Annotated in this window: 10 protein-coding genes; 6 read left to right on the top strand and 4 right to left on the bottom strand. The window is 74.6% G+C overall.

The window, feature by feature from the left end; translation table 11 throughout:
• Positions 1 to 43 precede the first annotated feature (43 nt).
• The 4 genes from JJJ15_RS00855 to JJJ15_RS00840 all read left to right on the top strand — a co-directional run bounded on the left by JJJ15_RS00855 (position 44) and on the right by JJJ15_RS00840 (position 13,173).
• Positions 44 to 9,508, top strand: a complete 9,465-nt coding sequence (locus JJJ15_RS00855) for a type I polyketide synthase (RefSeq protein ID WP_200511120.1) — start codon at positions 44 to 46, stop codon at positions 9,506 to 9,508.
• Between the two features lie 329 nt (positions 9,509 to 9,837).
• Positions 9,838 to 10,290, top strand: coding sequence for a holo-ACP synthase (locus JJJ15_RS00850; RefSeq protein WP_348641481.1), 453 nt, complete (start codon positions 9,838 to 9,840; stop codon positions 10,288 to 10,290).
• A gap of 217 nt (positions 10,291 to 10,507) precedes the next feature.
• Positions 10,508 to 11,992, top strand: coding sequence for a sodium/proline symporter PutP (gene putP, locus JJJ15_RS00845; protein WP_200511118.1), 1,485 nt, complete (start codon positions 10,508 to 10,510; stop codon positions 11,990 to 11,992).
• A 29-nt stretch (positions 11,993 to 12,021) separates the two neighbouring features.
• Positions 12,022 to 13,173, top strand: a complete 1,152-nt coding sequence (locus JJJ15_RS00840; protein WP_200511117.1) for a glycerate kinase — start codon at positions 12,022 to 12,024, stop codon at positions 13,171 to 13,173.
• Positions 13,174 to 13,235: 62 nt separating this feature from the next.
• On the opposite strand, the gene JJJ15_RS00835 is transcribed toward JJJ15_RS00840, so the two are convergent.
• Complete coding sequence (locus JJJ15_RS00835) at positions 13,236 to 13,817, bottom strand: YbaK/EbsC family protein (protein ID WP_200511116.1); 582 nt, start codon at positions 13,815 to 13,817, stop codon at positions 13,236 to 13,238.
• A 302-nt stretch (positions 13,818 to 14,119) separates the two neighbouring features.
• Between JJJ15_RS00835 and JJJ15_RS00830 the strand changes: the two genes are divergently transcribed.
• A complete protein-coding gene (locus tag JJJ15_RS00830; protein WP_200511115.1) occupies positions 14,120 to 14,401 on the top strand; it encodes a DUF1540 domain-containing protein in 282 nt (93 codons plus the stop codon).
• 212 nt (positions 14,402 to 14,613) lie between these two features.
• Here JJJ15_RS00830 and JJJ15_RS00825 read toward each other — a convergent pair whose 3' ends face one another.
• Positions 14,614 to 15,477: a hypothetical protein gene (locus JJJ15_RS00825; protein ID WP_200511861.1), complete on the bottom strand. Its 864-nt coding sequence runs from the start codon at positions 15,475 to 15,477 to the stop codon at positions 14,614 to 14,616.
• A 278-nt stretch (positions 15,478 to 15,755) separates the two neighbouring features.
• Positions 15,756 to 16,040, bottom strand: a complete 285-nt coding sequence (locus JJJ15_RS00820; RefSeq protein ID WP_200511114.1) for a YciI family protein — start codon at positions 16,038 to 16,040, stop codon at positions 15,756 to 15,758.
• 107 nt (positions 16,041 to 16,147) lie between these two features.
• On the opposite strand from JJJ15_RS00820, the gene uvrA reads away from it, so the two are divergent.
• Positions 16,148 to 18,994 carry an excinuclease ABC subunit UvrA gene (gene uvrA, locus JJJ15_RS00815; protein WP_200511113.1) on the top strand — a complete coding sequence of 949 codons (2,847 nt, stop codon included), beginning with the start codon at positions 16,148 to 16,150 and terminating at the stop codon, positions 18,992 to 18,994.
• A gap of 33 nt (positions 18,995 to 19,027) precedes the next feature.
• On the opposite strand, the gene JJJ15_RS00810 is transcribed toward uvrA, so the two are convergent.
• The gene (locus tag JJJ15_RS00810) at positions 19,028 to 21,694 is read right to left on the bottom strand and encodes a DUF2339 domain-containing protein (RefSeq protein WP_200511112.1); all 2,667 of its coding nucleotides are present in this window, start codon (positions 21,692 to 21,694) and stop codon (positions 19,028 to 19,030) included.
• Between the last annotated feature and the right edge of the window lie 44 nt (positions 21,695 to 21,738).

The following is a 21,738-nucleotide window of genomic DNA, read 5'->3' as shown; positions in this document are numbered from 1 at the left end:
CCCCTTGACCCCCTCCGAGCAGAACCAGGATGAGAACCGGACGATGAGCACCACCCCCTCCACCGCGACGACCGCCGCGCAGCGACTCACTGACGGTGAGCCCTACATCGTGGCCTTCGGCGGCCAGGCCACCCCCTGGCGCGCCGTCCTGGCCGACCTGGTCGCCCTGGACCGTGACCTCGCCGCCTCCCTGGCCGACCTGGACGCGGCCGTGGCCGACCGCCTGGCCCCCGTGGCCGCCGAGCTGCTGACCGTCACCCCTACCGGTGCCCGCCTGCTGACCGACCAGGCCGCCCCGGTGGTGGGCCGGCGCCGGGGCGCGGCGGACACCGCCGACGTGTCCGTGCCCGGTATCCTCCTGGCCCAGCAGGCGGTCCTGGAGGCCCTGCCGGCTGCGGGGGTGTCCCTGTCGGCCACGCCCCCGGCGGGGGCCGTCGGCCACTCCCAGGGCGTCCTGGGCGTGGCCCTGCTGGAGGCGCTGCGCGGCCCGCGTGACGCGGTCGTGGACGTCCACGCCCTGGCCCGTCTCATCGGGGCCGCCGCCGCCCGGGCCACCCGCCGCCTGGACCTGGGCACGGTGGGGGAGTCCACGCCCATGCTCTCGGTGCGCGGCGTGACCCGCCAGGAGCTGGACTCCGTGCTGGAGCGGGTGCCCGGCTCCGGGCGCCTGTCGGTGGGGGTCACCAACGGGCGCACCGCCCACATCCTCTCCGGGCGCCCCGGCGACCTGGAGCGCGTGGTCACCGCCCTGGAGGCGGCGGCCGCCGCCAGTGCCAGGGCCCGTAAGGAGCGTCGCCTGGGCGGGGCGGTCCTGGCCCCCGTCACCGAGTTCCTGACCACCTCCGTGCCCTTCCACACCCCGCTGCTGGCCGGTGCCGTGGAGGACGTCGTCGCCTGGGCGGGTGCCTGCGGCCTGGACACCTCCCTGGCCCGGGACCTGGGGGCCGCCGTCCTGACCGACCACGTGGACTGGCCCGCCACCGTCACCGCCGCCCTGGAGGGGGGCGTGCGCACCGTCCTGGACCTGGGTCCGGGGGCCGTCCTGTCCCGCCTGACCGAGGCCGTCCTGGCCGGGACCGGGGCCACCGTGGTGCCCGCCGGGACCGCCGCCGCCCTGGATAACCTGGACCGCCCCGGGGTCCGGCCCGCCGCCACCGTGGACCGCTCCCGGTTCGCCCCGCGCCTGACCCGCCTGCCTGACGGGCGCCTGACCCTGGAGACCGCCTTCACCCGCCTGACGGGCCGCTCCGCCGTCATGCTCGCGGGCATGACCCCCACCACGGTGGACCCGCAGATCGTGGCCGCCGCCGCCAACGCCGGCTACTGGGCCGAGCTGGCCGGCGGGGGCCAGACCACCGGCCCGGTCCTGGCCGCCAACCTCGCCGGCCTCCAGAAGCAGCTCAAGCCCGGGCGCACCGCGGCCTTCAACGCCATGTTCATGGACCGCTACCTGTGGAACCTCCACCTGGGCACCCAGCGCCTGCTGTCGCGGGCCCGCGCCGGGGGGGCCCCGGTGGACGGCATCACCGTCTCGGCGGGCATCCCCGAGCTGGAGGAGGCCGTCGCCCTCATTGAGCGCCTGCACGCCGAGGGCTTCCCCTACGTGGCCTTCAAGCCCGGCACCGTGGAGCAGATCCGCTCCGTGCTGGCCATCGCCCGCGCCGTGCCCACCACCCCGGTGATCATGCAGGTGGAGGACGGCCACGCCGGCGGGCACCACTCGTGGGAGGACCTGGACACCATGCTCCTGGCCACCTACGACGCCATCCGCCAGCAGGACAACGTCATCCTGTGCGTGGGCGGGGGCATCGGCACCCCCGAGCGGGCCGCCGACTACCTCACCGGCCGCTGGGCCCTGGCCTACGGCACCGCCGCCGCCCCGGTGGACGGGGTCATGGTGGGCACGGCCGCCATGACCTGCCTGGAGGCCAGGACCAACGACGACGTCAAGCAGCTGCTGGTGGACACCCCCGGGATCGACCCGCACGGGGCCAACCGCGGCTGGGTGGCCTCCGGGGCCTCCGAGGGGGGCATGACCTCGGGCCTGTCCCACCTGCGCGCCGACCTGTACGAGATCGACAACTCCTCGGCGCGGGCCTCCCGCCTCATCCAGGAGCTCGCCGGTGACGAGGCGGCCATGAACGCCCGCCGTGACGAGATGGTCGCCGCCCTGGCCAGGACCGCCAAGCCCTACTTCGGTGACGTGGAGGAGATGACCTACCTGGCGTGGGCCACCCGCTACGCCGAGCTGTGCGTGGCCCCCCACGCGGGGCGCGCCGCCACGGTGGCGGACTGGGCCGACGAGGGCTGGTACGACCGCTTCCTGGACCTGCTGCACCGTGTCGAGGCCCGGCTGAGCCAGGCCGACCACGGCCAGGTCCCCACCCTGTTCGCCGACCACGACGCCGTCATTGACGCCGACGCCGCCCTGGCGGCCCTGGCCGGGCGCTACCCGTCGGCCGCCACCACCCTGGTGGAGCCCGCCGACGCCGCCTGGTTCGTGGACCTGTGCCGCAAGCACCCCAAGCCGGTGCCCTTCGTGCCCGTCCTGGACGCCGACATCCTGCGCTGGTGGGGCACGGACTCCCTGTGGCAGTCCCAGGACCCGCGCTACACCGCCGACCAGGTCCGGATTATCCCCGGGCCCGTGGCCGTGGCCGGGATCACCACCATTAACGAGCCCGTGGGCCACCTGCTGGGACGCTTCGAGACCGCCGCCGTCGAGGCGCTCCAGGCCTCGGGGACCCCCGAGCGGGCCGTCGCCGGGCGCCTGGGAACCTCCTGGCTGCCTGAGGCGCACACCGTGGCCGACGCCACCGAGCTGGTGCGTACCACCCCGCACGTGCTGTGGAACGGCCACCTGACCGTCAACCCCGCCCGGGTCCTCACCGACGACGCCTACACGGTGGTGGCCCGCCCCGACGTCGCCCCTGACGCCTACGACCTGGACATCCACCTGGACACCCACTGGGACTCCACCCCCGGCGGGTCGGCCATCCACGCCGTGCGCCGCCTGGTGGTGCCGCTGCGCCTGGCCCGCGCCTGGGACGGGGCCGCCCCGCTGGTGGACCCCGAGCGCATTAGCGAGACCATGAACGACCTGCTGCGGGTGACCGCCGGGGTGGGGGCCACCTCCGTTACCGGCGACCACGTCGAGACCCTGCCGCGGGTCCGGCCGGCCGTGCCGGGGGCCGTCGACGCCCTGGGCCGGCCCGCCACCCAGCCCTTCGGCACGGTCCACGCCCGCTTCACCCTGGCCGAGACCCTGGGCCACGACCACGCCTCGGTCACCGCCGACGCCCTGCCCACCACCCTGGCGGCCGCCTCCCTGGTCCCCGACGCCCTCCTGGGCCCGTGCTGGCCGGTGGTCTACGCGGCCCTGGGAAGCGTGGTGGAGGACGGCATGCCCCTCATTGAGGGGCTGCTCGGCGCGGTCCACCTGGACCACACCGTCGACCTGCGCCGCCCCCTGGCGCAGCTGGAGGCCGCCGCCCGTGAGGGCGCCGCGGCCGGGGACCGCCCCCGCGTCCAGGTCGACGGCTGGGTCGCGGCCCTGGAGGAGTCCAGTGCCGGGCGCGTGGTGGACGTGCGCCTGGAGCTGACCGACGTCGCCGACGGCAGCCTCATCGCCCTCATGCGTGAGCGCTTCGCCATCCGGGGCCGGGCCTCGGGATCCGCCGTCCCCTCCGCCCCCGAGACCGCCGGCGGCACCGGGCGGGCCACCGCACCGGCCGCCCGCCGCCTGCTGCGCCGGGTGAGTGTGACCGCGCCGTCGGACATGACCGCCTTCGCCCGGGTCACCGGCGACTTCAACCCCATCCACACCAGCTACCACGCCGCCAAGGTGGCCGGTATGCAGGCCCCGCTGGTGCACGGCATGTGGCTGTCGGCCACCGCCCAGCAGGTGGCCGCCTCCACCGCCGCCGACGGCACCCACTTCGTCCTGGCGGGCTGGACCTACGTCATGACCGGCCCCGTGGAGCTGGGCGACCAGGTGGAGATCTCCGTGGAGCGTACCGGCCTGGTGCGCGGCGGCGGCTACGTCCTGGAGGTCGTCTGCCGTATCGACGGGGAGGTCGTCTCCCGCGGCACCGCCGTCACCGAGCCCGAGCCCACCGCCTACGTCTACCCCGGCCAGGGCATCCAGGTCGCGGGCATGGGCCTGGACGAGCGGGCCTCCTCCAAGGCCGCCCTGGAGGTGTGGAACCGGGCCGACGCCCACACCCGCTCCGCCCTGGGCTTCTCCGTGATCTCCCTGGTGCGTGACAACCCCACCGAGATGACGGCGCGCGGGGTCACCTACCGCCACCCCGAGGGCCTGCTCAACCTCACCCAGTTCACGCAGGTCGCCCTGGCCACCGTGGCCATGGCCACTACCGCCCGCCTGGCCGAGGCCGGGGCCCTGGTGGAGGGGGCGGCCTTCGCCGGCCACTCCCTGGGGGAGTACACGGCCCTGAGCTCCTACGGGCGGGTCATGGACGTGGAGACCACCATCTCCATCGTCTTCCAGCGCGGCTCGACCATGCACACCCTGGTCCCGCGTGACGAGCAGGGCGCCTCCGACTACCGCATGGGGGCCCTGCGCCCCAACCAGTGCGGCGTGCGCGCCGAGGACGTGGAGGCCTACGTGGCCGACGTGGCGGCGCAGACGGGGGAGTTCCTCCAGATCGTCAACCACAACCTGGCCGGCGTCCAGTACGCGGTGGCCGGTACCGTCAAGGGCCTCAAGGCCCTGGCGGCCGACTCCCGGGCCCGGGCCCGGGAGCGTGGCGGCAAGAACCCCTTCATGCTGGTGCCCGGTATCGACGTCCCCTTCCACTCCGAGGTCCTGCGCCCTGGCGTGGCGGACTTCCGTGACCGCCTCCTGGCCCTGGTGCCCACCGACCTGGACTACCACCGCCTGGTGGACCGCTACGTGCCCAACCTGGTGGCCCGGCCCTTCGCCCTGACCCCGGAGTTCGCCCGCTCCATCCTCCAGGTGGTCCCCTCCGAGCCGGTCCAGGAGGTCCTGGACTCCTGGGAGGAGTGGGCCGCCCGTCCCGTGGACCTGGCCCGGGTGCTCCTGGTGGAGCTCCTGGCCTGGCAGTTCGCCTCCCCGGTGCGCTGGATCGAGACGCAGGACGTCCTCTTCTCCTCCCCGGCCGAGGGCGGCCTGGGCATTGAGCACCTGGTCGAGGTGGGGCTGGCCAACGCCCCCACCCTGGCCAACCTCGCGGCCAAGACCCTCATGCTGCCGCGCCACGCCGGGCGCCACGTCACGGTGCACAACGCCCGCCGTGACGAGGCCCGGGTCCTGGCCACCGACACCGACCCGGCCGTGGACCTGGAGGTCCTGGACGAGCCGGCCGCACCGGCGCCCGCGACGTCCGCAGCAGCGACGCCCGCAGCAGCGGCGTCCGCGGCGCCCGCGCCTGAGCTGGCCCCGGCGGCACCTGCCCCGGCCGCCCCGGCTAGCGCCCCCGCCCCGGCTGGCGCCCCGGCGGGCCCGGTGGCGGACCTGCCCTTTGGCGCCACCGACGCCCTGACGGTGCTGCTGGCCCACGCCTCGCGCATCCGCCCCGAGCAGATCGGTGCCACCGACACCACCGAGACCCTCACCAACGGCGTCTCCTCGAGGCGCAACCAGCTCCTCATGGACCTGGGCACCGAGCTGGAGCTGGCCAGCATCGACGGCGCGGCCGACGCCGACATGACCGCCCTGGCCGCCACCGTGGCCAAGGGGGCCCCGGGCTACAAGCCCTTCGGCCCGGTCCTGTCCGAGGTCGTCCGCACCGGCCTGGCCCGGATCCTGGGGCCCTCGGGGGTGCGCGCCTCGCGCGTCGCCGAGCAGGTCACCGGCGTCTGGGGGCTGGGCGAGGGCTGGGTCTCCCACGTCACCGCCGCCCTGGTGCTGGGCACCCGCGAGGGCGTCTCCGTGCGCGGCCAGGACCTGGCGAGCCTGGGCACCTCCGCCCCGCTGACCAGCGCCGGGGCCGTGGACGCCCTCATTGACGCCGCCGTGGCGGCGGTGGCCGCCGAGCACGGGGTGACGGTGGCCAAGGCCTCCGCCGCCGGCGCCGGAGGCGGCGCGGTGGTGGACTCCGCGGCCCTGGACGCCTTCGCCGCCACGGTCACGGGCGAGCAGGGGGTCCTGGCCACCACGGCCCGCACCCTCCTGGACGCCCTGGGCCTGGCCGACAAGGTCAGCGTCCCAGCCGGTGCCGGGGACGAGGACGCCGCCACCAGGGCCGCCCTGGCAGCCATTGACGCCGAGCTCGGCAGCGGCTGGGTGAGGTCGGTGACCCCGGCCTTCGAGCCCGCCCGCGCCGTCCTCATTGACGACCGCTGGGCCACCGCCCGCGAGGACCTCGCCCGCCTGGGCAACGGTGAGACCCCCCTGGAGGAGGCCCGCCGCCTCCTGGCCCCCGAGCGCTTCACGGGCCTGGGGCAGGCCGTGGCCGACCAGGCCGACTGGTGGGCCACCACCCTGACCCGCTCCGCCCTGCCCGACCGCCAGGAGCGCGCGGAGCTGGCCGCCGCCCTGGCGGCCGCCGCCCGCCGCAGCCCCGCCCCCGGCCAGGACGCCGTACGCTGGGCCGACGACGTGGCCGTCGTCACCGGCGTGGCCCCCGGGTCCATTGCCGCGGCGGTCGCCGGCCAGCTCCTGGCCGGGGGCGCCACGGTGGTGGCCACCAGCTCGCGCCTGACCCACGAGCGCCTGGCCTTCGCCACGCGCCTGTACCGGGAGCACGCCAGCGCCGGGGCCCGCCTGTGGATCGTCCCCGCCAACCTGTCCTCCTACCGGGACGTGGACGCCCTGGCGGCGTGGATCGGGGGGGAGCAGTCCGTCACCAGCGGGGGCACCACCACCGTGGTCAAGGAGGCCCTGGTGCCCACCCTGCTCTTCCCCTTCGCCGCCCCCCGCGTGACCGGCTCCCTGGCCGACGCCGGCCCCGCCGCGGAGGCCCAGACGCGCCTGCTGCTGTGGAGCGTGGAGCGCACCATCGCCGCCCTGAGCGCCATCGGCACCGACACCCACGTCGACCACCGTCTCCACGTGGTCCTGCCCGGCTCCCCCAACCGGGGCACCTTCGGCGGTGACGGCGCCTACGGCGAGGTCAAGTCCGCCCTGGACGCCGTGGTCAACCGCTGGCGCTCCGAGCGGGCCTGGGCGCAGCGCGTCACCCTCGCCCACCCGCGCATCGGCTGGGTGCGGGGCACCGGGCTCATGGGAGGCAACGACCCGCTCGTGGCCGCCGTCGAGGCCGCCGGGGTGCGCACCTGGTCCACCCAGGAGATCGCCTCCGAGCTGCTGGACCTGTGCACCCCCCAGGTGCGTGCCGCCGCCGCCACCGCCCCGGTCCTGGCCGACCTGACCGGGGGCCTGGGCGAGGGGGTGGACCTGGTCGCCCTGCGCCAGGGCGCGGCGGGCACGGCCCCGGCCCCGGCCCAGGCGGCCCCCGGTCAGGTGAGCGTGCCCGCCCTGCCCACCCCCGTGGTCCCGCGCCAGCCCACCGCCCCCGCCTGGGGCGAGGTGGACGTGGACCTGGAGGACGTGGTCGTCATCGTCTCCACCGGCGAGGTCTCCACCTGGGGCTCGGGGCGCACCCGCCGCGAGGCCGAGCTGGGCATGACCGGCGGGGAGGACGTGGAGCTCACCGCCGCCGGGGTCCTGGAGCTCGCCTGGGGCATGGGCCTGCTGAGCTGGCAGGACTCCCCGAAGGCCGGCTGGTACGACACCGAGGGCGCCCTGGTCCCCGAGGAGGACGTCTGGGCGCGCTACCGCGACCAGGTGGTCGCCCGCTGCGGTATCCGCGAGTTCACCGACGACGGCCTCATCGCCACCGTCGCCGACGAGGAGGTGGGCGTCTACCTGGACCGGGACATCACCCTGTCCGTGGCCGACGAGGCCGCCGCCCGCACCATTGAGGACTCCGACCCCGAGCACACGCTCGTGGCGCCCGACGCCGCCACCGGCGAGTGGACGGTCACCCGCCTGGCCGGGTCCCTGGTCCGCGTGCCGCGCCGGGCCGCCCTGTCGCGCACCGTCGGCGGGCAGTTCCCGGTCGACTTCGACCCGGGACGCTGGGGCATCCCCGTCTCCATGACCCAGGGCATGGACCCCATCGCCTCGTGGAACCTGGTCACCGCCGTGGACGCCTTCCTGTCCGCGGGCTTCAGCCCCGCCGAGCTGCTGGCCGCCGTCCACCCCAGTGACGTCGCCTCCACCCAGGGCACCGGCTTCGGGGGCATGGAGTCCATGCGCAAGATGTTCGTCGGCCGCCTCCTGGGCCAGGAGCGTCCCAGCGACATCCTCCAGGAGGCCCTGCCCAACGTGGTGGCCGCCCACGTCATGCAGTCCTACGTCGGCGGCTACGGCTCCATGGTCCAGCCGGTCAGCGCCTGCGCCACCGCCGCGGTGTCCATCGAGGAGGGCTGGGACAAGATCGCCCTGGGCAAGGCCGACGTCGTGGTGGCCGGTGCCATTGACGACATCTCGATCGAGTCCGTCGTCGGCTTCGGCAATATGAACGCCACCGCCGAGGCCGCCGCCATGCGCGCCAAGGGCATCTCCGACCGCCACTTCTCCCGGGCCAACGACCGCCGTCGCGGCGGCTTCGTGGAGGCCGAGGGAGGCGGCACGGTCATCCTGGCCCGCGGCTCCGTGGCCGCCGAGCTGGGCCTGCCGGTGGCCGGCGTGGTCGGGTTCGTCTCCTCCTACGCCGACGGCGCCCACACCTCCATCCCGGCCCCCGGCCTGGGGGCCCTGGGGGCCGGCCGGGGCGGGCGCGGCTCCCGCCTGGCCCGCGCCCTGGCCGCCCTGGGCGTGGAGGCCGACGACATCGCCGTGGTCTCCAAGCACGACACCTCCACCGGGGCCAACGACCCCAACGAGTCCGAGCTGCACACCCGCCTGGCCCGCGCCCTGGGCCGCACCGAGGGCAACCCGCTGGTGGCCGTGTCCCAGAAGACCATTACCGGCCACGCCAAGGGCGGTGCCGCCGTCTTCCAGGTGGCGGGCCTGACCGAGATCCTGGCCACCGGCGTGGCGCCGGGCAACGCCTCCCTGGACGTGGTGGACGCCCCGCTGCGCAAGGACGGCTTCTGGGTGTGGCCGCGCAGGCCCATCCGCCTGGCCGGGCGCGGGGGCGCCTCCGGGCGCGTCCCGGGCGCCGGCCCGGTGCGCGCGGGCCTGCTGACCTCCCTGGGCTTCGGGCACGTCTCGGGCCTGATCGCGGTCGTCCACCCCGGCGCCTTCGAGGCGGCCCTGCGCCGCTCCGGCGGCCAGGAGGCCGTGGACGCCTGGGTGGAGCGTGCCAACGCCCGCCTGGCCGCCGGCACGCGCCGCCGCCGCGCCGGCATGATCGGCCGGGCCGAGCTGTTCACGCAGGTCAAGGGCCGCCGCCTGGGTGAGGCCGAGGACGGTCGCGACCCGCACGAGGTGGAGGCCGCCATGCTGCTCGACCCGCAGGCCCGCCTGGGCGCCGACGGCGTCTACCACGCCGGGGAGACCCTGCCCCGGGGCTGACGGGCCGCTCGGCGGCGAGGTGGGTCCGCCCGCACGGCTCTGGCCGCGCGGGCGGACCCACCGCATCGCCTCGGTCGTCCTCGCTCGTGCCCCGGCGCGCCCCTATATACGTTCTCCCAGGCAGGAGGCTGACAGGAGGCCGATAATGCGGACCGTACCCAGTTCCCTGAAGACCGCCCCCGTGTACTCACCCGCCGGTGCGCGCCACCTCCTGCCCGCTGCGGACCGCCTGGAGACGGGCCAGCGGGTCCGACCCGGCGGGGGAGGGCGGGACCATGAGTGACCCGCGGCTCCCCGGGCTTACCGGCCCACCGGGAGGAGGGCTCGCCGTGGGCACGGACCTGGTCCACGTCCCCGGCCTGGCCGAGCAGCTGGGGCAGCCGGGCACGGTCTTCGCCGAGCGCGCGTTCACGCCCCGGGAGCGCCGGGAGGCCGCCCGCCGCTCCCGGGAGAAGGGGTCGGCGCAGGCCGAGCACCTGGCCGCGCGGTGGGCCGCCAAGGAGTCCTTTATCAAGGCCTGGAGCCAGGCCCTGGTGCTGCGCGCGCGCGCTACCGGCGCGTCCGCCGCCCCCGTCATCGCCCCGCAGTCCGTTGACTGGCGCCAGGTCGAGGTCGTCTCCGACCGCTGGGGCAGGCCGTCCCTGCACCTGGTGGGCGAGGTGGCCGACGCCGTCGAGGCGAGCCTGGGCGCCGGGAGCGCGGAGCCCGGGCACTGGCCGGTGTCCCTGACCCATGACGGGAACTGGGCGGCCGCCGTCGTGCTCTACACCCCGGCCCGGTAGGGACCGTGCCCGCGGTGACCGTGCCCTGCACCCCGGCCCGGTAGGGGCCCGGGGGCGAGTCGTCCGGCAGCAGGCGGCCGGAGCCTGGAGGTGACGCGCCGTCCGTTACCGGTTGCGCCGCGGGGCGGCGAGTGGTGTGTCACACTGATGACCTGCACATGCCCGTCCCGCGGTGGTCTTGAGGAACGCCGCCCGGTGTAAGAGGACTGGAGGCGTCATGACTGACACGACCTTCGAGGCCATCGCAATGACCATCTACTTCGTCGCCATGATCATGATCGGCCTGTGGGCCTATGTGCGCACCTCCGACCTGGACGACTACATGCTCGCCGGACGCGACCTGAACCCCTTCGTGGCGGCCCTGTCCGCCGGGGCCTCGGACATGTCCGGCTGGCTGCTCATGGGGCTGCCCGGGGCCCTGTACGCCTCGGGGATGGTGGAGTCCTGGATCGCCGTCGGACTGACCGTGGGGGCCCTGGCCAACTGGCTCGTGGTGGCGCCGCGCCTGCGCAGCTACACCGAGGTGGCCGGCAACTCCATCACCATCCCCAGCTTCCTGGACAACCGCCTCCACGACTCGCGACACCTCATGCGCTGGGCCGCGGGCGTCATTATCCTGGTGTTCTTCACCTTCTACGTCTCCTCCGGCATGGTGGCCGGTGGCAAGTTCTTCGAGTCCTCCTTCGGTATGGACTACCGCCTGGGCGCGACCCTGGTGGCTGCCATCACAGTCATGTACACCCTGGTCGGTGGGTTCCTGGCGGTCTCCTGGACCGACCTGGTCCAGGGCCTCATGATGGTGGCCGCCCTGGTGGCCGTCCCGGTCGTCGGCACCGTGCACGTGGGCGGCCTGGGGGAGGTGCTCCGCGCCGTCGGTGAGGTCGATCCCGACTACTGGGTACTGGTCGGGCCGACGGTCTCCCTTATGGGCGTCATATCGGCCCTGGCCTGGGGCCTGGGCTACTTCGGCCAGCCCCACATTATCGTGCGCTTCATGGCCATCCGCTCACCGCGTGAGGCGGTCCAGGGCGGTGTTATCGGCATTAGCTGGATGCTCTTCGCCGTACTCGGGGCCATTGGCACCGCCGTGGTGGGCGTGGCCGTCTACCAGCGCGACACCGCCCAGCTCAAGGACCCCGAGACGGTCTTTATCTCGCTGGGCACGCTCCTCTTCCACCCCCTGGTGGCGGGCTTTATGCTGGCCGCGATCCTGGCGGCGATTATGTCCACGATCTCCTCCCAGCTGCTGGTCACCTCCTCGGCCCTCATTGAGGACCTCTACCGGACCGTGCGCAGGAAGGAGCTCTCCACCGGTCACCTGATTATCGCCTCGCGCACGGCCGTCCTCGTCGTCGCCCTCGTGGCGGCCGTCATGGCCTGGAGCCCGTCGGAGACGATCCTGACGCTGGTCGCCTTCGCCTGGGCGGGCTTCGGCGCCTCCTTCGGGCCCACGGTGCTCCTGTGCCTGTACTGGAGGCGCCTGACCGTTCCCGGTGCGCTGGCCGGCATGGTGGCCGGGGCGGTCCTGGTGGCCGTCTGGGGGAACACCGACGGCGGTCCCGGCGGGATCTTCGACCTCTACGAGCTCCTGCCGGCCTTCGTCGGGCACCTGGCCGTGGCCGTGGGCGTCTCGCTGCTCGGCCGCCCGGACCCGGCGGTCTCTCAGGAGTTCGACCGGGCCGTCGCCGGCCTCAGGGCCTGAGCGCGGAGGCACCAGGGTAGAGGGCCGTGGTGAGGATCGTAGTGGCGCCGGACTCCTTCAAGGAGTCCATGACGGCCCCGCAGGCGGCCCGGGCGATGGCGGCAGGGGTCCGTGAGGCACTCCCGTCCTGTGAGGTGGACCTCATCCCGGTCTCCGATGGCGGTGAGGGCTTCGCCCGGGCCGTGACCGAGGCCTGGGGCGCCTCCTGGCACCGGGTCGAGACCGTGGACACGCTGGGCAGGGCGCGGACCGCGGGGTTCGGGCTCGACGGCGGCCGGGCCGTGGTGGACCTGGCCTCCTCGGTGGGTATTGAGCACGTCGCCGCCGCCGACCGCGACGCCATGCGCTCCTCGACGGCCGGGATGGGGCGCGTGCTGGCGGCCGCCGCGGACGCCGGGGCCCGCTCGCTGCTCATCGGGCTGGGAGGCTCGGCCTCCAACGACCTGGGGCTGGGCCTGCTCACGGCCCTGGGCGCCCGGTGCCTGGACGCTCACGGCCGGCCCGTGGCCCCGGTACCGGCCGCGTTCAGCAGTATCGCCGCCATTGAGACGGGCCCGGCACGCAGGCGGGTGGAGGGTATCGACCTGACCCTGGCCTGCGACGTGACGAACCCGCTCACCGGGCCCCGTGGCGCGGCAGCGGTCTTCGGCCCCCAGAAGGGGCTGACCGCGGCGCAGATTGAGCACCTTGACGCCCAGGCCTCACGACTGGCGGCGCTGCTCAAGGCGGGGGAGTGGGTCACGCGCCCGGGGACCGGCGCGGCGGGGGGCACCGCGTTCGCCCTGGCGGCGGTCCTGGGCGCCGGGCTGGTCCCGGGGATCGACTGCCTGGCCCAGGCGGTGGGACTGCGTCGGCGCATCCAGGACGCGGACCTGGTCCTGACCGGTGAGGGGTCACTGGACGCGCAGTCCCTGGAGGGCAAGGCCGTCAGCGGGATGGTGCGCCTGGCCCGCGAGTGCGCGGTGCCCGTCATTATCCTGGCCGGGAGGGTCGACGCCGGGTCCTGCGGGCACGGCTGTGACGGCGGTGGCGGCAATGGCCGCGGCCTCGCAGACCTGGGGGCTGAGGCGGTCATCCGCATTAGCGACCCGTCGGTGCCGCTGCGCGACGCCCTGGCCCAGGGGCCGCAGAACCTGCGCCGCTGCACGGCCCGGGCTGTGCGCCGGTGGGCGGGGGCGTGAGGGGGCCTGCCAGGTGGTTCCCGTGGTGACCGGGGCGGGCGGCTGGGCCGTGCCCGGTGGGCTCAGGGGCGTAGGCCCAGGCCCTGGACGACCTGGGCGCCGGGCAGGGCGGCCAGCAGGGCCCCGGGGAGGATGAGCTTGGTCTGGCGCACGCCCGCGCCCACCAGGACGCTGTCCCGTCCTGCCACGGCGGCGTCCACCAGGACGCGCCAGGGGGCGGGCAGGCCCACCGGGGTAATCGCCCCGTACTCCATGCCGGACTCCTCCACGGCCCGCTCCATGGGCACGAAGCTCGCCTTGCGCACGTCCAGGAGCCGCTTGACCACGTGGTTGACGTCGGCCAGGTCGCTGGAGCGCACCACGCAGGCGGCCATCCTCTCCTGACCGGCCCGCCTGCCGGCCACCAGGACGCAGTTGCCGGTGGCGTCAGGGTCCAGGGCGAACCTGGTGTTGAGGGCCTCGGTGTCGGAGTAGGCCGGGTCGATGCCCACCACCCTGGCCCGGTGGACCAGGTCCGCGTCCTGGGGCGAGCGGGCCGCCAGGTCGGCCAGGGCCGCGTGGACCGGGGCCGCCAGCATCTCAGGGTGGTCCAGGGCGGCTACCCACTCGAAGACGTCCTCGGGGTTACGAAGCTGCTCGGTCATGGTGCTCCCTTCCGTGCGTCGGCCTCAAGCCTAGCCCTGGTGGGCGGCGGTCGGGACGGTGGCCGGTAGGCGGCCCGCTTCCGTTCCCGAAACGATCAGGTTGCGTAATTAATGCCCTCGCCAGAGCCTCCCGGTCTTCTCAGGCAGGCCTTACTGACTCTCACCTTTCGTTGATATGGCAACGACGGGCGGAACGGTCACGGCTCTGATCCATTGGGTTCCTTGCGGGGCGGTAGGAGGGCGGTTACCTTTCTAAATGTCACCGCGCCTCGCGCGACACCACTCACACCGGGAGGCTCATTATGACCGCGTTCACCGCTATCCGTTCCTGCGCCGCCACCGCCTGCGCCTTCAACCACGACGGCTGCACGGCCCCCGCCATCACCGTCGGCGGCACCACCGGCGCCCCGGCCTGCGGCACCCTCGTGGTCCTGGACGCCCGTGGCGGGCTGCCGGTCGCCCAGGGGCGTGTGGGCACCTGCCAGCGCCTGGAGTGCGTCCACAACCAGAACCTCATGTGCACCGCCGAGGGCATCTCCCTGGGCGGGGAGACGGCCACCTGCCTGACCTACCGGGCCCGCTGACCACCCACACCACGCCCACCCACCCACCGCGAGAACGGTACTTATTCGTCGCGAGAACGGTACTTGTTGCTCGCGAGAACGGTACTTGTTTGCCGTGAGAACGGCTGGCACCGGGGGCGTCCGTCCTGACCGGTGCGGGCGCCCCCGGCCCGTGCCCGTATCAGGGTGGTCTCGCTGCGCCGCCCGCGCCCGCCCCCTAGCCCAGGAGGCCCCTAGCCCAGGAGGGACAGGCTCAGGGCGCTCAGGGAGAGCCCCTCCAGGGCCGGTCCCAGCGCCGCGGGCGTCAGGGGCGCGTCGGGGAAGAGCAGGACCACCGTGCGCGTACGGGCTCTGCCCAGCTGCATGAGGGTGACCGAGCGGGCGTCGGCGTCCACGCACAGGACCCGTCCGACCAGTCCCGGGCAGATCCCCTCGCTGGGCCGCTCCGAGCACAGCACGCCGGGGACGTTCCCCGAGGCGACGGCGTCGCACAGGGCGTTCAGGGACAGGTCCCCCAGGTTGCGCACCGCCTCGGTGGCCACCAGCAGCTCGGCCGAGCCCCAGGAGACGGTGGGCTCCGAGCTCAGCGCGACCACGTCCTCGATGGCGTGGGCGCTGACCCCTGAGACGTCGTGCACCACCACCCTGTCGGTCTCGATGAGGGCCAGGCGGCCCCCCTCCACGGCCGCCAGCTCGGCGACCCCCAGGAGCGGGTCCTCGCCGGTGACGGCGCAGTGGCAGGTGGGGGTGCGGGCGGTGGTCAGGACCGTCTCCCGCATGGACGCGGGCACCCAGTGCAGGTGCCCCAGGAGGTGGGCGGTGGCCGCGGTCACCCTCACCGAGGCGTCGGCGGCGTCCAGGGTGACGTCCAGCCGTACGTGCTGGAGCTCGTCCTCGGGTGCCAGGTCCTCGCACAGGGCCGAGCCGGCGGCGGGGCGGACGGCGACGAGTACGTAGCCCTCGTCGGTCAGGGCGTGGGCCACGTAGGTGGTCTCGTTGGGGGCGCTGTGGTAGGCGGTGAGGCTGGCGCAGCCGGCGCCGGCCAGGAGCCGACGTGCGGTGCGGCGGGCGCGGGCGTCTGGGGAGTCGGCGTTCATGGGCACGAGGTGAGGCTACCCTCAGAGCCCGTTCTTGACCAGGGTGGCGCCCCCGTGAGGTGGCCCTGGCCGCCGCCACGCCCCGCGGGTCCCCCGCCAGCGCCCCCAGGGGGCGCACGCCCCCGCGGGCCCTGCCCTCACGGCCCCGGGGCACCACTGCCCGGGGTCTACCGCTGGTGGACGCCGGCGCGGGGGTGGGTCCGGGACGGCGCAGGGGGCCAGGGCGCGCACGCCCCGGCGGGCCCTGCCCCTACGGCCCCAGGTCGGGGCGCCGGTCCTCAGGCCAGGACGCCGATCACGGGGTTCCACTCCCGGGGTGTGCGCCGGGCGATGAGGCCGGCCTGGTTGAAGGGGTCCTCCTCCAGCAGCGCCAGGGCCGCCGCCTCGTCCCGGGCGCGTACCAGGATCAGCGCCTCGTGCGTGCCCACGTAGGGGCCGGCGGCCAGCAGGTCGCCGGCCTGGGCCAGGGCCGCGTTGAAGGCCCGGTGGGAGGGGCGGATCCGGTCCAGGTCCTGGTCCCGGTCGGTCACGTACTGGTACTCCACGGCGAAGACGGTGCTCACCAGGCCATCCTAGCGCCGGGGCGGTGTGACCAAGCACCGCTCCGCCGTCGTCGAACACGTGTACGAGCGGTGGGGCCGCTCAGCGCCCCCGCCCTAGACTCACGGCCGTGAACGACTCCCTCATTGTCCGCGGCGCACGAGAGCACAACCTCAAGGGCGTGGACCTGGACCTGCCGCGCGAGAAGATGATCGTCTTCACCGGGCTGTCCGGCTCGGGCAAGTCCTCCCTGGCCTTCGACACGATCTTCGCCGAGGGCCAGCGCCGCTACGTGGAGTCCCTGTCCTCCTACGCCCGCCAGTTCCTGGGCCAGATGGACAAGCCGGACATCGACTTCATCGAGGGCCTGAGCCCGGCGGTGTCCATCGACCAGAAGTCCACCTCCCGCAACCCGCGCTCCACGGTGGGCACCGTCACCGAGGTCTACGACTACCTGCGCCTGCTCTACGCCCGCGCCGGGATCCAGCACTGCCCGGTGTGCGACGCCGTCATCTCCTCCCAGACCCCCCAGCAGATCGTGGACCAGGTCCGTGCCCTGCCCGAGGGTACCCGCTTCCAGGTCCTGGCCCCCGTGGTGCGCGGGCGCAAGGGCGAGTACACCGAGCTGTTCGGGGAGCTGCGGGGCCGGGGCTTCAACCGCGTCCGGGTGGACGGCCAGGTCTGGCGGCTCGACGACGTCCCGGCCCTGTCCAAGAAGCTCAAGCACGACATCGAGGTGGTCGTGGACCGCCTGGTCGTGCGCGAGGGCGTGCGCCAGCGCCTGACCGACTCAGTGGAGACCGCCCTGGGGCTGGCCGACGGCCTGGTGGTCATTGAGCAGGTGGACCTGGGGGCCGACGACCCGGACCGCTGGCGCCGCTTCTCCGAGCGGCGGGCCTGCCCCAACGAGCACCCCCTGGCCCTGGACGAGATGGAGCCGCGTACCTTCTCCTTCAACGCCCCCTACGGGGCCTGCCCGGAGTGCTCGGGCCTGGGGACCCGCCTGGAGGTCGACCCCGAGCTCGTGGTCCCCGACGAGGAGCTCACCCTGGCCCAGGGCGCCGTCGCCCCCTGGACCGTCCACCAGAAGCACTTCACCCGCCAGCTGGCGGCCCTGGGCGAGGAGCTGGCGTTCAGCGTGGACACCCCCTGGCGGGCCCTGCCCGAGCGCGCCAGGCAGGCGATCCTGCGCGGCCGGGACTACCAGGTCCAGGTGCGCTACCGCAACCGCTGGGGCCGCGAGCGCGTCTACTCCACCGGCTTCGAGGGCGTGCTGGACTACGTCATGCGCAAGCACGACGAGACCGAGTCCGACCTGTCCCGGGAGCGCTACGAGGCCTACATGCGCCAGGTCCCCTGCCCCGCGTGCCGCGGCGCCCGCCTGCGCCCCGAGGTCCTGGCGGTGCGCGTGGGGGGCAGGTCCATCGCCGAGCTGTGCGACCTACCGGTGGGTGAGGCCCGGGACTTCCTGGCGGGCCTGTCCCTAACCGGCCAGGCCGCGCGGATCGCCGGCAGCGTGCTGGCCGAGGTCAACGCCCGCCTGGGCTTCCTGGTGGACGTGGGCCTGGACTACCTCAGCCTGTCCCGGGGCGCGGCCACCCTGTCGGGCGGGGAGGCCCAGCGCATCCGCCTGGCCACCCAGATCGGGTCGGGGCTGGTGGGTGTGCTCTACGTGCTGGACGAGCCCAGCATCGGCCTGCACCAGAGGGACAACGCCCGTCTCATTGAGACCCTCCAGCGGCTGCGGGACCTGGGCAACACCCTCATTGTCGTCGAGCACGACGAGGACACCATACGCTCGGCGGACTGGGTGGTGGACATTGGCCCGGGCGCGGGGGAGAGGGGCGGGCAGGTCGTCCACTCCGGGCCGGTGGGCGCCCTGGCCGACGTGCCGGGCTCCGTCACCGGGGACTACCTGGCCGGTCGCCGTCGCATCGAGGTCCCCGACAGGCGGCGCAGGCGCGAGCGGGGCCGGGAGGTCACGGTGGTGGGGGCCCGGGAGAACAACCTGAGGGACGTCACCGTCTCCTTCCCCCTGGGCCTGCTGACCGCCGTCACCGGGGTCTCCGGGTCGGGCAAGTCCTCCCTGGTCAACTCAGTCCTCTACCAGGTGCTGGCCAACCGCCTCAACCACGCCCGGGGCGTACCCGGACGCCACCGGACCGTGCGCGGCCTGGAGAACCTGGACAAGGTGGTCCACGTCGACCAGTCGCCCATCGGGCGCACCCCGCGCTCCAACCCGGCCACCTACACCGGTGTGTGGGACCACGTGCGCAAGATCTTCGCCTCCGTGCCGGAGTCGAGGGTGCGCGGCTACGGCCCGGGGCGCTTCTCCTTCAATGTCAAGGGCGGGCGCTGCGAGGCCTGTAAGGGCGACGGCACCCTGAGGATCGAGATGAACTTCCTGCCCGACGTCTACGTGCCCTGCGAGGTCTGCCACGGGGCCCGCTACAACCGCGAGACCCTGGAGATCCGCTACAAGGACAGGACGGTGGCCGACGTGCTGGACATGACGATCAGCCAGGCCGCCGACTTCTTCGCCTCGACCCCCGTGATCGCCCGCCACCTGACCACCCTGACCGACGTGGGCCTGGGCTACGTGCGTCTGGGCCAGTCGGCGACCACCCTGTCGGGGGGTGAGGCCCAGAGGGTCAAGCTGGCCGCCGAGCTCCAGCGCCGCTCCACGGGCCGGACCGTCTACGTGCTGGACGAGCCCACCACCGGCCTGCACTTCGAGGACATCCGCAGGCTGCTGTCGGTGCTCCAGGGCCTGGTGGACAAGGGCAATACCGTGGTGGTCATCGAGCACAACCTCGACGTCATCGCCAACGCCGACTGGGTGGTCGACCTGGGACCTGAGGGCGGGTCGGGCGGTGGCAGCGTCGTGGCCGCCGGGACCCCCGAGCAGGTGGCCCAGGTGGAGGGCTCCTACACCGGGCGCTTCCTGGCCCGTCTCCTGGCCCGCCGGGCCGACTGAGCCGGGCCGACTGAGCCGGCCCGGCGCGCGGGCCTAGGGGGCGGAGGGGGGCCGTACGGGCCCCGGCGGCGCGTCCGGCGCCGGGAACGGTGCGTCCGAGAGCGGCGGCGCCGGGAGCGGCGCGCCCGGGGCCTGCGGCGGTGCGGGCTCCTGGGCGGCCAGCCGGTTGTAGGCCAGGGACAGCAGGAAGCAGACCAGCCCCCCGACGGCCAGGGCCGCGATGCGTACCAGGGAGCTCTGCGTGCCCACGTCCACGACCGCGAGCTTGAGCACGGCCGCCAGGACCACGAGCAGCCCGTAGTGGCGCAGGGTGGTCAGCCGCCTGAGGAAGCCTCCGATAATGCACACGGTGCCGGTGGCCAGGACGACCCCGGACATGGTCATCCCCTGCACCGTGACGTCGGTGAGCGCGACGACGGTCCCCCACACCAGGAGGGTGGTCGTCGCCGTGACGAGGAGCAGGAGGCCGGGCTCGTCACGGGTCCACGGGGCCATGAGCCAGACCGCGGTGGCGCACAGGGCCAGGACGACCACGGCGCAGGCCGCCTTCCACGGCCACGAGGAGTCCGCCTGGCCCACGGACAGCAGGGACACGGCCAGGGCCCACGAGGCCACCGTGGTGACCCAGATCTGGGGCGTGGGCAGGGTGGTGACCCCGGGCGTCCCCGGGGAGCCGGCGCGCTGGCCCCGGGCGCCACCGCCCAGCAGGACCAGGGGGGTCAGCTCCCTGGCGCACAGCCCCAGGCCCACCAGGGCCATGACGACCAGGGCCGCCACCAGGACCGGCAGGGTGCGGGCGACGTCACCGGACGGCAGGCGGCGCCACAGGAGGTTGGCGGGCAGGACGGTCAGGACCAGGGCCGCCACCCAGGCCGCGGCGGTGAGGAGGTTCTCCCGACCGGGCTCCTGGTCCGCCGTCTCGCGCTCGGGCAGCAGGTACTCCAGGAGCAGGGAGCCGCCGAGGGCGACGGCCGCCCCGGCGGCCAGGAGCAGGACGTCGGTGAGGGTGTCCCCGGGCAGGATGAGCGCGGTCCCGGCGGCCAGGAGCGTCAGGAGGGGCACGAACGCGCCCACGCGCAGGGCCGACAGGGCGCACACGACCAGGACCAGCACGGTCGTCAGGTAGGTGTGGGGCTCGACGCTGACGGCGACCAGCCCCAGCAGGACGGAGGCCCCCAGGACGGTGGGGGCGGCGCGCTGGCGCCAGGCCCGCTCGGCGAAGGGGGTCAGCAGGAGCAGGGCCGAGCCCCCGGTGACCACCAGGGCCAGCAGGATCACCAGGGTCTGCTGGCCGTGCACCGCCGCGGGGGTGGCGCCCGTCAGGCTGCGCTGGGCGGCCCCGTGCAGGACGCGCGCCACCGCCCCCAGCACCAGGGCGTGGCCCAGGCACCAGTCGGCGCCGGTCAGGGAGCGGTGCCCGTTGCGCCACAGCAGGGAGGACCAGTGGGCGGCCTGGCACAGCCCCAGGGTGCCGGTGGCCAGGATCATGAGGGTGTCCACCAGGGGACTGGCCGCCTGGAAGGTGGGCACCGGCAGGCGGACCAGGGTGAAGGCGGTCAGCACCAGGGAGGCGGCGGGCATCCCGGGGCTCCACCGGCCGGAGCGTCCCTGCTCGGACAGGACGGCGGTGCCGGTCGCGAACAGCACGACGTAGAGCAGGGTCGTGGCGCAGGCCAGGAACGTCTGGTCGGGGGTGCGCACGGCCCAGTCGGTGGCGAACCACACGGTGACCAGGGCGCCCAGGGTGGAGACCACGGTGGTGAAGACCTGGCGGGTGCGTGCCGACAGGACCAGGAGGAACAGGGCCCACAGGGCCATGAGGGCCAGGGCGGGGTAGGCGGGGAGCGTCTCCAGCAGCACCGCCCCGATGGCGGACACGAACCCCAGGACCCCGCCGGTCCCCGTCAGGGTGGCCCCCGCCACCCTCAGGCCGGGGCGGTGGCCGGCCACCCACGTCCCGGCGGCCGTCAGCCCGCCCGCCAGGAGCGCCAGGGAGCCGACCTTGACCAGGTCGGGGATGGAGTCCCAGGTCAGGGCGATGAGGCTGATGCCGGCCAGGGCCACGAGCAGGGCCGCGGCGGCGGACAGCAGGTAGCGTCCGAGGTTGCCCTCCTGGGTCATCCGTGCCATCCAGTCCGGCAGGGCGTCCACGTCCTCGATCTCGGAGCGCTGCTCCGGGGGCGGCTGGTAGGGGGCGGGGGAGGGGCGGGAGGGCGGTGCGTACGGGGCGGGCCGCGGCGTGGCGGCCTGGTCGCCCGGGCGGCTGACCGGCTGCGCCCTGACGGCCGGGGCCTCATCCGGGGACCATGCGTCCATAGCCGCGATGACGGCCCTCGTCGCCGCGGACGCACCGGGGACGGCCAGAGAGGGGCGCGTCGCCGGGGCGGCGTGCGGGCGCGGGTCGTGGGCCGCTCCGGGCGCGCCGTCCGGCCCCGCCCCGCCGGGGGACCCTGCGGCGGGGGAGGGGCGCGGCCGGGGTGCCTGCGCCGGTCCGGCCGGTGCGGCCGCCTGCGGTGGTGCGGGCTGGTAGCGGGCGGCCGGGCTGGCGGCGATCCGGGCGACCCGGGTGGCCACCCAGTCCAGCTTGCGTTCCAGGCGGTCCAGGCGGGCGAGGACATCGACGTCCACGGGGTCCAGGGCGTCTGCCTGGGCCGGTGGGGCCGGCTCGGGGGTGAGACCGGGAGGGTAGGGGGCCGACATGGCACCTCCTCGTGGTTCGGGTACCTGAAGGATATCCCGGATTT

Source organism: Actinomyces sp. HMT897 (assembly GCF_016626125.1).
Classification (GTDB): domain Bacteria; phylum Actinomycetota; class Actinomycetes; order Actinomycetales; family Actinomycetaceae; genus Actinomyces.
This window is presented reverse-complemented; position numbering and strand designations above follow the sequence as displayed.